General features: G+C 41.8%; 9 protein-coding genes. 4 read left to right on the forward strand and 5 right to left on the reverse strand.

The window, feature by feature from the left end:
• The first annotated feature begins 98 nt into the window (after positions 1–98).
• Entirely contained in the window at positions 99–1,505 is a 1,407-nt protein-coding gene (locus VJ786_RS13665; RefSeq protein ID WP_336557900.1) for a 3-keto-disaccharide hydrolase, read from the forward strand.
• A 232-nt stretch (positions 1,506–1,737) separates the two neighbouring features.
• Here the strand turns inward: VJ786_RS13665 and VJ786_RS13670 are convergent, their stop codons facing one another.
• The 5 genes from VJ786_RS13670 to alaS all read right to left on the reverse strand — a co-directional run bounded on the left by VJ786_RS13670 (position 1,738) and on the right by alaS (position 10,413).
• Entirely contained in the window at positions 1,738–3,915 is a 2,178-nt protein-coding gene (locus VJ786_RS13670) for a DUF4954 family protein (protein WP_336557901.1), read from the reverse strand.
• A gap of 7 nt (positions 3,916–3,922) precedes the next feature.
• Positions 3,923–5,764 (reverse strand): glutamine--fructose-6-phosphate transaminase (isomerizing), encoded by a 1,842-nt coding sequence (glmS, locus tag VJ786_RS13675; protein ID WP_099367292.1) that lies wholly within the window; start codon positions 5,762–5,764, stop codon positions 3,923–3,925.
• 124 nt (positions 5,765–5,888) lie between these two features.
• The gene (locus tag VJ786_RS13680; protein ID WP_134777477.1) at positions 5,889–6,584 is read right to left on the reverse strand and encodes a response regulator transcription factor; all 696 of its coding nucleotides are present in this window, start codon (positions 6,582–6,584) and stop codon (positions 5,889–5,891) included.
• A 104-nt stretch (positions 6,585–6,688) separates the two neighbouring features.
• The gene (locus tag VJ786_RS13685; RefSeq protein WP_099367290.1) at positions 6,689–7,792 is read right to left on the reverse strand and encodes a TlpA disulfide reductase family protein; all 1,104 of its coding nucleotides are present in this window, start codon (positions 7,790–7,792) and stop codon (positions 6,689–6,691) included.
• Positions 7,793–7,797: 5 nt separating this feature from the next.
• Positions 7,798–10,413, reverse strand: coding sequence for an alanine--tRNA ligase (gene alaS, locus VJ786_RS13690; RefSeq protein WP_336557902.1), 2,616 nt, complete (start codon positions 10,411–10,413; stop codon positions 7,798–7,800).
• Between the two features lie 91 nt (positions 10,414–10,504).
• On the opposite strand from alaS, the gene VJ786_RS13695 reads away from it, so the two are divergent.
• The 3 genes from VJ786_RS13695 to VJ786_RS13705 all read left to right on the forward strand — a co-directional run bounded on the left by VJ786_RS13695 (position 10,505) and on the right by VJ786_RS13705 (position 13,646).
• Positions 10,505–11,344: a universal stress protein gene (locus tag VJ786_RS13695; protein WP_099367288.1), complete on the forward strand. Its 840-nt coding sequence runs from the start codon at positions 10,505–10,507 to the stop codon at positions 11,342–11,344.
• A 20-nt stretch (positions 11,345–11,364) separates the two neighbouring features.
• Positions 11,365–12,225, forward strand: a complete 861-nt coding sequence (locus VJ786_RS13700) for a universal stress protein (protein WP_336557903.1) — start codon at positions 11,365–11,367, stop codon at positions 12,223–12,225.
• Positions 12,226–12,317: 92 nt separating this feature from the next.
• Positions 12,318–13,646, forward strand: a complete 1,329-nt coding sequence (locus VJ786_RS13705; RefSeq protein WP_336557904.1) for an OmpA family protein — start codon at positions 12,318–12,320, stop codon at positions 13,644–13,646.
• Positions 13,647–13,779 lie beyond the last annotated feature (133 nt).

The raw sequence follows: 13,779 nt of genomic DNA on the forward strand, positions 1-13,779 counted from the left end.
GTTTATGTTAATTTTATGATTATATCTTAAAATTAAAAAAAAATCCTAATTTCGGTATCATTTGTTGACATAATCATAAACCTGTTACACATATTCTCATGTTAAATCTAAAAAGACCTCGTAGCCTATTTTTTAGCTCCTGTTTAATTCTTGGATTATCTTCGGTAGGCATTTCCTGCAGTACGACCAAATCTTCAAGTGGCAGCGGCAATTGGAAAGACTTGTTTAATGGCAAAGACCTTAGTGGCTGGAAAACAGCCGGCGGTAATGCCAAATATTTGGTAGAAGATAATAGTATCGTAGGGGTAATGACCAAGAAAACACCAAATTCTTTTTTGGTTACCGATAGGGAATATGGCGATTTTATCCTGGAGTTGGAGGTTAAATTGGAAGGGAATAGTACCAATTCGGGCATTCAGACGCGGAGTCATATCGATCCTAAAGGGAATAATGGCAGAGGAAGGGTTTATGGTCGGCAAGTAGAAATCGATCCTACGGAGCGTGCCTGGACAGGTGGGATTTATGATGAAGGTAGAAGGGAATGGTTATATCCATTGGATCTAAATCCAGTGGCACGGAATGCGTATAAAGCAGAAGAATTCAACCATGTGCGGATTGAAGCCATTGGGAATGAGACGAGGACTTGGATCAATGGAGTTCCGACATCGTATGTAGTGGATAGCTTGGATGCTACTGGATTTATTGCGCTGCAGGTACATAGCATCCCGGATAATTTGGATGGAAAGAAGGTTTATTTTAAGAATATAAAAATCCAGACGGAGAATCTGAAACCCAAGGCTTTTCCGAAAGAGGTTTATATCGTGAATACCAATGCCAATCAATTGAGTAGGGATGAGCAAGCGAATGGGTATAAGCTGTTGTTCAATGGAAAGGATCATGCGGGATGGATAAGTGCGAAAGGAAGTAAGTTTCCGGAGAAAGGCTGGAATATCAAGGATGGGATTATTTCGGTTCAGAAATCGGATGGTGGGGAATCTACAAATGGTGGGGATATTATTACGGAAAAGCAGTACAAAGCTTTTGATCTGTCCTTTGATTTTAAATTGACACCAGGGGCGAATTCAGGGGTGAAGTATTTTGTGACCTTGAATGAGAAGACTGCTGGATCGAGTATTGGACCGGAATTTCAGATTTTGGATGATGCTTTGCATCCGGATGCAAAATTAGGAAAGAATGGGAATAGGACTTTGGCGTCGTTATATGATCTGATTACTTCGGATCGAAATCCTAGACCTCGTAAACCAATTGGGGTATGGAACAGAGGAAGGATCGTGGTGGAGCCTAATAATAAGGTGACTTATTATTTGAATGGGTTTAAGATGTTGGAGTTTGTGAGGGGATCGGAAGAGTTCAGGAAATTGGTGGCCGGAAGTAAGTATAAGGATTGGGAAAGGTTTGGCGAAGCCGAACAAGGCCATATATTGCTGCAGGATCATGGGGATAATGTTTCTTTTAGAAGCATAAAAATCAAAGAGCTGAAGTAGCGTCATTGCGAGGCACGAAGCAATCTTTGAACTTGTCATGCTGAGCGTAGTCGAAGCATCTGTTCGTGCACTAGCGTAGAGATCCTTCGGCTTCGCTCAGGATGACAAAAAGAAACGCCTAGGATGACAAACAGTACCGAATAGAGCGACAAAAAATACCATTCAATAAAACAAAAAAAGGCACGACGAAAGATTGCTTCGTCGTGCCTCCTCGGAATGACGGGATTCCCTACTACCCCTCTTCTTCCACCTTCAACCCAATCACCGCTCTAATACCATCCACAGCAGCCTTAAACTTCTCCAATTCCGCTGTTTGCTGATTGATAAAACTATTATCCTCCAATCTTCCCACTACCTCATTCATCTCTTCTTCATTCTCATAAACCATCAGCCTAAACGGATTACTATAATCCTTGCTCCTCGATTTATAGATCTCCTCACAGATCCAAGTCTTGGTCTCCAGAGCCTCATCCAACACATCCTCCCAAAAACCACGATCCCATTTGGAAGCAGAAATAGCAGTCACCTCCTCCAAGGAAGCTACCGCATGGATCAACTTATCCCTTAAATAATCCGCACTGATTTCATGGTACCGATGATGGATATCCGTCCAGGAGTCAAGTCTCTCCTCCTTAATATCCCCCAACAACGTATCCAATTTCGAAACCGGCATCAACTGCGAACCAATATTCTCAAATTCCTCCCGCTTAACCTCAAGATCCGAAATCGAGGCACAGAAAGCTTCAAAATATTCCGGCTCAACCTGATCCAAGATCTGACAAACCGCATAATATCGAATCAACTTCCTGAACAATTTATAAGACTCCCTTGGCTTCATCAAAACCACCTTCCGCTTCGAAAATTCCGCATTCTGCAGCGTGATCTCCACCTTAGAATCGCCTTCCCCTTCTAACCAAGATATCGCATCCGTAGAGTTAATCGAATGCCCTACGGCAATCTCGATCTCTTTTAAGGAAGTAAAAAGCTCATTCACCGTATCCGGTGCTAAAATATCATATTCAAAATACTGGTTCTTAAAACTCCGTTTATCCCTGTTTATGAACTTATTGGTATTGCGCATTAAGGCATACATGTTATACATGAACCAGTAACCTGGTATAATCACCAACCGATCATTTGCCGTATCATTACTGATCAACGAAAAAGGAATCTTGATATCCAGTTCATGCAAGAAATCACCCTTTACAATTAAAGTATAGGATGCAAACCTGGAGTTATGCTTCAGACTGACACATAAGCCCGGCCAGAATCCTCTACCTGCAATGATCTCTCCATCTGCGCCACGTGAATTATGGTTGGAACCAACCGTAGCTCCAGCAGCCATATTGCTCTGTCCTTTGATCAATGCCGCACATAGAAAAGAATTGTTATGATGCTGCTCATGCGCCGGAAAGATCAAGGAATTCAATACCTCACAACAGGATATGGTCGAATTATCTCCCAAAAAGGAGTTGATCAAACGCGCGCCATATTTCAATTGCGAATAAGAAGATAATATAAACCTCACCGCCTTAACACCGTAAAACACCCGGCATCCATAACCGATGATCCCATTCACCAACTCACATCCTTCACCGATCTGCGTGTAGGCCTCAGCAGTAGAATTTACGGTTAGATTCTTAAGCTTACTAATCCCCTTGATATAGGCATCAGATCCGATCTTCACATTTTTGATGGTATGCGAATTCTTGATGACCGTACGATCCCCAATTTCACTATAATATCCCCTAGCCGTGTCAAAACCGTTATTCGTGATATCCCAAAAACGCTGCTGCAATTTCTTATCCTGTCTGTTTCTGGTCCAGAGGTAAACATCGGCCGCCTGCATGCCATCAAATGGCAATACCGATCGGCCACCATTCTCATTGCACAGTTCCAGATAGATCCGGCTGTAATCCTGATCCCCCTCCTTCAAGATCCCATTCCCGAACTTCGCGTTGGAACTGGTCTCCATTTCATTCACATTCAACAGGATCACTTCATTGCCCACGATATAATGTGCAATGTAGCGCACCTGATGCAGGGCAACACAGTCACCGATATCACAACTGATCACTTGGGAATTATAGATCCCAACAGCTAAACGGATATCCCTGTATTCCAGATAGACCTCCTCCATATCACCGATACGGACCAAGCCATAGAATTTGGATCTTTTGATCTGGCGCGGAAGAAACTTATCCGTCACCAGTACATCATTCCAATTGGTAGATTCATTACTATTGGACTCCAAGATCTGGATCTCTTCCTCCGTTAGGTTCCGATATTGTTTTTCGTTTTTCTGTTGTTTAAATCGTAGATAATATTCATCTTTTCCTTCAGGCAGATAAGCCTGCGGAATAAAGTCGTATCCAATACGGCTTAATGGAATTTTATTGATGTACCCCATAAACCTCCTACTCTACTGTAACCGATTTCGCTAGATTTCTTGGTTTATCAACATCCAAACCACGATAAACACCGATATAATAAGAAAGCAACTGTAAAGGAACCACGGTCAATAATGGGGCGATCACCTCATCAACAACAGGTACGAACATTACATCATCCGAGATGCTCGGGGTAATCTCATCGCCTTCAGAAACCACGGAAATAACCTTTCCCTTACGCGCTTTGATTTCTTGGATATTGCTGACGATTTTTTCATGATAAGCATCCTTACTCGCAATAAACACCACCGGAAGTTGATCATCGACCAATGCGATTGGACCATGTTTCATTTCCGCAGCTGGGTATCCTTCTGCATGGATGTAGGAAATTTCCTTCAATTTTAATGCACCTTCCAAGGCAGTAGGGAAATTATAGCCTCTACCTAAATAAAGCACATCATGCGCATCTTTATATTTAAAAGCGATCGCTTTGATATTATCCACTTCATTATCCAATACCCATTGCACTTTCTCCGGAATATTGTTCAATTCCTGCGATAGTTCGGTAAAGCGTTCTGCAGATATGGTACCTTTTTCTTTGGCAACTTTTAATGCCAACAGCATTAATACAGCCAATTGCGCAGTATATGCCTTGGTACTCGCCACCCCGATCTCCGGTCCAGCATGGGTATAACAACCTGCATGGGAAATCCTCGCAATGGAAGAACCTACCACATTCACAATACCAAAAATGGTCGCTCCCTGCTGTTTTGCTCTTTCCAAAGCGACCAGGGTATCTGCAGTCTCCCCACTTTGGGAAATAGCAATAATCACATCATCCGCATCAACAATAGGGTTTCTATAACGGAATTCAGATGCATATTCCACTTCCACATTGATCCGGCACAGCTCCTCGATCACATATTCTGCAACCAGACCTGCATGCCAGCTTGTTCCACAAGCAACAATAATGATCCTACGAGCCGCCATTAATTTATCTTTGATCGCATCGATACCACTTAGAATAATACGGTCCTCGTTCAATACCAAACGTCCTCTTAGCGAATCCGCAATGGTGATCGGTTGTTCGAAGATTTCCTTCAACATGAAATGGTCGAAACCACCCTTCTCGATCGCTGCCAATTCAAGGTCTAATTTCTGAACAAAAGGCGTGATGATCTCGTTACCGAGATTCTTCAGAATCAATTCGTCAGGCTTAACAATCGCCAATTCATAATCATTGATATAGACTACTTCCTTGGTATATGCCAACATCGGCGAAGCATCAGAACCTAAGAAATGCTCATTCTGACCAATACCGATCACTAATGGACTTCCCTTTCTCGCTGCAATGATCGTATCAGGTTGATCCGCCGCAATCAAAAGGATTACATAAGCTCCTGTCACGCGTTTTAAGGCTATACGGATAGCCTCTTCCAAGCTACAATCATTGTTCTCTTTAATGTCTTCAATAAAATTCAACAAAACCTCCGAATCCGTATCCGAATGGAACTCATAGCCGTCTTTTAGCAATTCGTTCTTAATCTGGGCATAATTCTCAATGATACCATTGTGGATCATGGCCAATTTTCCAGATTTGGAATAATGGGGATGTGCGTTACGGTCTGAAGGCTCGCCGTGGGTTGCCCAACGGGTATGACCAATTCCTGTGGTGCCAGCCGTGGATTGATCGCCTACAAATTCTTCCAAAGCTGCAACTTTACCAGCCTTTTTATACACCTGCAATTTATCGCCTTGTTGAAGTGCAACACCGGCACTGTCATAACCACGATATTCTAATTTCTTTAAGCCATCAATAACGATTGGATAGGCTTGTCGCGTTCCGGTATAACCGACGATTCCACACATATTTGATTATTTTAATTTAAGTTTCGTGTTAAATACGCGCCAAATATAAATATTTTCCGCGCAATCGATTGCACATTTAATAAAAACAAAAACCGAACTAGGTTCGGTTCTGTGAAAAAATATTTTATTTGTCGAGTTCAAATTTATAACCCACTCCTTTAACAGTGGTTACATAGGTATCGCCTATTTTTTCTCGGAGTTTTCGGATATGCACATCGATCGTACGATTTGTAACAACCACCGAATCCTCCCAGATGGCTTTTAGTATCTGCTCTCTTGAAAAAACCTTATTTGGTTTAGATGCCAAAAGATATAATAATTCAAATTCTTTCTTCGCCAATACAAACTTTTCTTCGCCACGGTAAACCAAGAAGGAATCCCTATCAATAACCAGATCGGAAATCTCCAATTTATCGGTTGTTGAATCATCAATGTTATCTGCAGCATTTCTACGTAAGATCGCATTGATACGGCTCATCAAAGCGCGTGGTTTAATCGGCTTGGCAATATAATCATCCGCCCCAACATGAAATCCCGCAATTTCCGAATACTCCTCGCTCCTAGCGGTCAAGAATACCATAAAGGTCTGCTTGAACTCTGGAAGAGCCCTTAATAAACGGCATGTTTCGATACCATCCATCTCAGGCATCATCACATCTAAAATAATTAAATCGGGGTTGGATTCTTTAGCTACTTTTAAAGCCACTTTTCCATTTGGTGCGGTAAATACCTGGTAACCTTCTTTAGTTAAATTGTAGGAAATTAATTCAACTATATCTGCCTCATCATCAACAACCAGTATCTTTTGCTTATTAGCCATATTCTGAATATTTTTTGCTAAGATATGTACTTAATCATAAAATAAAGTTAACCAAATATTACCAAATTGTTAAGTGGTAAAAAATACTTAACAATGGCTTTTTCTTAATTTAAATATTTAGTTAAGAAATCTTCCAATGATTTGCCTCTTAAATTCTTGGCTATGATCTTTCCTTCGGTATCCAAAATATACGATGCTGGTATCCCTTTAATGGAATAATCGATAATCAAAGGCGAACTCCAGGCCTTCAGATCGGAGATATTTGTCCATGTTAACTGATCATCTGAAATGGCGCGCATCCAGGATCCCGGGTTATCATCCAAGGAAACCCCAAGGATAGTAAAATTCTTATCCTTTAATTTTGCATAAAGGTTGACCAGGTTAGGGTTTTCTTCCCGGCATGGCATACACCAGGATGCCCAAAAATCCACAAGTACAACTTTACCTTTATAATCAGAAAGCTTCACTGTTTTATTATCAGGTGTATAACCCGTGATTTCAGGTGCTTTTTGCCCAACCGCCAATTTCCTCAATTTATCCACTTCGGCACGGAATTCATTCACATACCTGTTCTCCACAAACAGATCCTTGATCTGGTCGGTATAGGTGATCAATTCACTTTCCGACATTTCAGGATCTAATGTGGTCATGGCATAGAAACCGGCCAGATCCTTGTTCTTATTCGCAAAGTCAACCGCCTTAGCCGTGTAATCCTTGAAATAAGGCTCAAATTTCATCAGCATTTCAGCACGGAGATTCTGCACTTCATTACTTCCCATTTCGGCAGTAGCCTTGGTGAAAACCTGCTGCAGCGAGTCCCGCACAAAATCGATCCTCGATTTCAATGGCGCAAATTCCTTTAATTTCTGGGTAAGATCAGATCCTTGAACATCATAGGTCTCCGGTTGTTGCAGATCTACCACAAACTTTAGTTCCTTCCCTGGTTCCAGGATAATGGGATACCTATTGTTCCCTACCTGCAAGGTCAATAAGCGTTCTTGCGTGGCTGGTCTTTCAAATTTAAATCGATTTCCATCTGCTATAAAGGTGGAATCCAATTTCCGGTCGCCCTCAAAGAAGTTCACTACTTTTACATTACCCGGATTATTGATCTCTCCGGTTACCAGAATGGTATCTTTATTGGAACATGCGGAAAGCCCCAACAGCAAGCTGCTGAATATTCCCACATGTTTTACAAATTTATTCATCTTGTTTATTTTACGAATTCCCTTGCTTTTGCAATGGCCTTTTCCAATCCTTTGGCATCTTTACCGCCGGCAGTGGCAAAGAATGGCTGACCACCACCTCCACCTTGGATCTCTTTCGCTAACTCGCGAACGATATTTCCGGCATGGTATCCCTTTTCTTTGGCCAAACCATCAGAGATCATCACCGTTAAGCTTGGTTTTCCATCAAAATCAGCACCCAATACCAAAAATAAGTTATCAACGGCACCTTTTAAGGTGTATGCCAATGTTTTTACCGCATCGGCATTCGGCAATTCCACTACGGTAGCCAAATAATTCACCCCATCAATCTGCTCTAATTTGGATTTCAGATCATTCATCAATCCTTGGGATTTCTCCTTGATGTAATTTTCGATCTCTTTCTTCAAGGAATGATTTTCATCGATCACTTTGCTTAAAGCCGAAACAAAATCTTTTGGATTGTTCAATAATTCCTTGAAATTACCCATCAATTCAAAATATTCACGGATTACCTGAGCCGCTTTGGTACCGGTAATAGCCTCGATCCGTCTTACCCCTGCTGCAACAGCCGATTCCGACATGATCTTAAAGAAACCGATCTCTCCCGTTCCTTTTACATGCGTACCACCACAAAGTTCTTTGGAATATGCATCATCAAACGTAATCACACGTACATGATCACCATATTTCTCACCGAACAATGCAGTAACTCCCGATTCTATCGCTTTCTGATACGGCACATTGCGTTCCTCTTTCAACAGGATATTCTCTCTGATCTTCGCATTTACGATATCTTCGATCTGTTTGATCTCCTCATAGCTCAATTTGGAGAAATGGGAAAAGTCAAAACGCAGCACATCCGGGGATACCAAAGATCCCTTTTGGTTGACATGCTCGCCCAATACCTGCTTCAGTGCCGCATGCATCAAGTGGGTTGCCGAGTGATTCGCTTCCGTATCTTTCCTTTTTGCCACATTCACTACAGCTTCAAAACCACCTTCCAAACTGGTCGGCAATTGATCCATATAATGAATGAACAGGCCATTCTCTTTTTTCGTATCCACGATCGCTACTTTCTCGTTAGATTCAAGTGAGCGTAAATAACCTGTATCGCCTACCTGACCACCACCTTCTGCATAAAAAGGTGTTTCGGCAAGCACTAACTGATATTGTTCTTTTCCTTTGGCAGATACTTTACGGTATTTCAGGATCTCTGTTTGGCTTGTCAATTGATCATAGCCCACAAATTCACTTTCCTGATCTTCATTTACCAGTACCCAATCGCCCGTATCAATGGCCGTAGCCGCACGAGAGCGTTCTTTTTGGGCAGTCAATGCCTTTTGAAAACCGTCCATATCTACCGAAAGTCCTTTTTCTCTTGCCAATAGCTCGGTCAAGTCGATCGGAAATCCGAAGGTATCAAACAGCTCGAAAGCAAAGTTGCCATCAATATTTGAATTGGTTTCAATATAATTTTCAAATCGTTGTATACCTGCGGTCAAGGTACGCAAGAAAGATACTTCTTCTTCCAATACGACCTTTTCAACAAAATCCTGCTGTTGGTATAGTTCATCAAACACCCCTTTGAACTGCTGCGCCAAAACGGGCACCAACTCATGGATAAACGGTGTTTTGAAATTCAGGAAGGTATAGGCATAGCGAACGGCTCTTCTCAATATCCTACGGATTACATAACCTGCCTTATTGTTGGATGGCAATTGTCCATCTGCAATGGCAAAGCTCACCGCACGGATATGGTCGGATAATACGCGCATCGCGATATCCGTTTTTTCATCTGCTCCATAAACAATCCCTGATTTCTCCGCGATAAACTGGATCAATGGTTGGAACACATCCGTATCATAGTTGGAAGATTTTCCTTGGATACAACGAACCAAGCGCTCGAAACCCATCCCTGTATCTACATGTTTCGCTGGCAATTGCACCAACGAACCATCTTTCAACCTGTTGAACTGCATGAATACCAAGTTCCAGATTTCGATCACCTGCGGATCATCCGCATTCACCAATTGCTGACCAGCAACAACTGCGCGTTCCGAATCCGGACGCATATCGTAATGGATCTCTGAACATGGACCACATGGCCCCATGTCACCCATCTCCCAGAAATTATCTTTTTTGTTTCCAAGAAGGATGCGATCTTCTGCAATCAGTTCCTTCCAGAAATCATAAGCCTCCATATCCCGCTCCAAACCTTCAGCAGCATCGCCCTCAAAAATCGTCACGTATAGACGGTCCTTATCCAGTTTGAATACTTCGGTCAACAGTTCCCAAGCCCAAGCAATTGCCTCTTTCTTGAAGTAATCGCCAAAGGACCAATTCCCTAGCATTTCAAACAAGGTATGGTGGTAGGTATCTATCCCCACCTCTTCCAAATCGTTATGCTTTCCAGATACACGAAGACAACGTTGCGTATCGGCCACACGTGGGTATTTAATGGCGGCCTCCCCTAAAAACAAATCCTTGAACTGGTTCATGCCCGCGTTCGTGAACATTAAGGTGGGGTCGTTTTTTACCACTACTGGTGCCGATGGAACAATCTGATGTCCTTTACTCTTGAAATAATCTAAAAAAGCCTGACGAATTTCTCTACTTGTCATTGGTGATGATATATGAATTTTAACGCAAAACTACTAAAAATAGGGATAATTTTAGTAAATTTAAACACTGAAAAACATAGACTCGAAATACATGAAGATGACCATTATCGTTCCAACGGACTTCTCCAGCAATGCAAAATACGCTGCAGAATACGCTTGCGAACTGGCGGAATCCAAAGATTACGGCATACATTTATTACATAGCTACACCACTTCTTCGGTATTGGATGAAGGAGCGGAAGAACCGAATGATCCGACGCTCAAAGCAGATGAATCTATCCAGGAATTGAAGGATGAATTACTGCAGCGACACCCTGGTCTTTCCATTACCTTTGAATGCTCCCGCAGCCTGATCATCGATAAGCTGACCGAATTATCCAGCAACAACAACTATGGCATGATCATCATGGGTGCATCCGGCGAAAGCCAGCATAAACCGATCTACTATGGAAGTACCACCCTTGCGGTGGCTGCCAAATCTGAAATCCCGGTTTTGGTTATTCCTAATAAACCTACCCAACTGGACAATACACATGTGGCTTTATTGACCAATTTCAAACCTGAGGAATTGGACACTTTAAAAGCCTACATGAAATGGATTGCCAATGTGGATGAACTAACCTTGATCCATGTATTCAAGGATAGCAACAAGAAACAGAATGTGGATGATACCTTGAATTCTTGGGCGTTCAACATCCGTGAAATGGTGGGTATTGGTCAAGTGAACAGTATTTCTGAACAGGTTCATAGCGATGATGAATCCTTGGATACCGTGCCAGAAGTGGTGAACAACCTCATCGACCAGGTCAACCCAAGCATCATCCTGGTTACTCCAAGCCGAAAAACATTCTTTGAACGTTTGTTCAAGTCTTCGGTTTCCAAGGCCATCGCACTGGAATTGAACAAACCTGCATTTTTTGAAAAAGTTTAAAACATTATAAACAATAGCTCATGGGCAAATTACTAATACCTATTGATTTCTCTGAATATTCCAATACAGCGTTGAACTACGCTTGCGAATTGGCCAAGGATGCTGGACATAGCATCGACCTTATTCACGTTTTCTCGCAGCATTCCAACAGCTACGCCAATGTGACCGGAGAGTCTCCTCTAATTGACCCTCGTGTTCCAGAGGCCAAACAAAACATGGAAGACCTGTTGAACGAATACCGGACTAAATTCCCTGGGCTTAGCATCGAAGGATTGTTTAAAGAAGGGAATCTTTATGATGAGATCAAAGCGGTAACCAATGCAACGGCTTATGAAGCAGTGGTTATGGGCACACAAGGTTCTTCTGGATTAGAAGCTGTTTTTATCGGCAGTAATACCTACGATACGATCATGAATACCACAACACCAGTTTTGGCCATTCCTGATTCTGCAAAAACCTATAAGAAAAACAAGATCGCCTTGCTTTGTAATTTCAAAGAGGCGGAATTAACAGCTTTAGCGCAGGCCATTCCCTTGTTCAAGGTAGATTATCAATTGATCTTGATCCATGTGAATGCTTCCGATAGAGCCATCAAGGATATCGATGTTGATTTCAAAAACTGGATCAACCGTATCGAATCGGAACTGCAAATCCATGATATTTCCTACATCATCAAACCACAGACCTTGTTCATGGGCAAGAAGGAAAGTGTTGCACAGGGCATCACATCCGTCCTAATTGATGAGCAAGTGGATATTTTATTGCTTACAAAAAGTAAAAAGAGTGTTTTCCGCCAGTGGACGGAGGGTAATGTCATTAAGAAACTGGCATTTAACATCCAAATCCCTACTTTCTTCGCTAGAGTTCTTATAGCAAAATAACTACAAAAATTTTCTCGAGTAAATAATTGTTGCCAGGATACAAACATTTTGGCAACAATTTTGTCATGTATGGCAAAATGCATAAAACATATATGAAAACACTTTACTTTAAAAAAGCTAGCATGCTTGCAGTAGCGGGTCTACTTGCAACTTCAGCATTCGCTCAAAACACCACTACAGTAGATGGAACGACGATCTTAGGTCCTTCAACAGAATACAGAACCTGGTCTATCGGAATCAATGCTGGTGTGTTGAACCAATCTAACATCTTCGGATTCAACAGAGATGGTTTCGATAAATTGAAGCACAATGTTGGATACAGCGCATACATCAAAAAACAAATCTCCCCATCTTTCGGATTGAAAGCACAATACCTAGGTGGTAAAGTAGCTGGTGTAAATGAAAATGCAACAGGTACGATGGTTTCTGAATTTGAAACTAAACTTCCTTGGTCTGTTGCGCTATCTGGTGAATTCACTGCAGCGAACACGAACTGGAGATTCTTCAACAGCATCATCAAGCCTTATATGGCAGTTGGTTTAGGTGCGATGAACTTCGAAACAACTACAACAACAGCTGATGGAACTGCTGCAACTGCAGAATCTCAAACTAAACTATACGTACCAGTTGATGCTGGTTTCAAATTCGCAGTAGCTAAAGGAATCAACATCGATTTAGGATACCAATTGAACTGGGCTAACCAGGATTTCGATGGTAAAGCGGGTGGTCAATACAAAAACGACCTATTCTCTTATGCTCACGCAGGTTTAGAGATCGCTTTGGGTGATGGTAGCAAACCTTACTTAGGAAACAGCAACCCAGTAGCGACAATCAAAGCTAACTATGACGAATTGAAAGCAGAACGTGATGCATTGATGGCTGCTAACGAACAATTGAAATCTGAAATCTCTACAATCAATAACGATTTGAAAGATGATGATGGTGATGGTGTTGCGAATAAATTCGACAAATGTCCGAACACACCTGCTGGAACTAAAGTAGATGGTTCAGGATGTCCACTTCCAGAAATGAAAAACGAAACTAAAGTAGTAGAGAAAATCGTTGTTACGGAAGAAGATAAAAAAGTAGTAGATGAGGCGATCAAAAACCTAGAATTCGATTTAGGTAAAGCGACTATCCGTCCTACTTCTTACGCATCATTGAATAGAGTTGCTGCTTTATTGATCGAGAAAAACTTCAGCTTGAAACTTGCTGGTCACACAGACAACACAGGTTCTATGCAAACAAACTTACGTTTGTCTAAAGAGCGTGCTGAATCAGTAAAAGCGTATTTAGTATCTAAAGGTGCTAACGCTTCCCGCATCGAAGCTACAGGTTACGGTCCTAACCAACCTATCGCTACCAATGCAACTGCAGAAGGTCGTCAACAAAACAGACGTGTAGAATTTACTTTATACTAGTAGATACTATTAAAATAAATTAGGAAGAAGGTGTCTAAAAAGGCACCTTCTTCTGTTTTATAGCTTTCTGGAGCTCCATTATAATTTCATGAGCAATATTAGGCTGCAAGTCGATGTTTTGTACTTTTCAGCA

Origin of the sequence: Sphingobacterium tenebrionis (genome assembly GCF_037126265.1) — a bacterium.
Classification (GTDB): domain Bacteria; phylum Bacteroidota; class Bacteroidia; order Sphingobacteriales; family Sphingobacteriaceae; genus Sphingobacterium; species Sphingobacterium tenebrionis.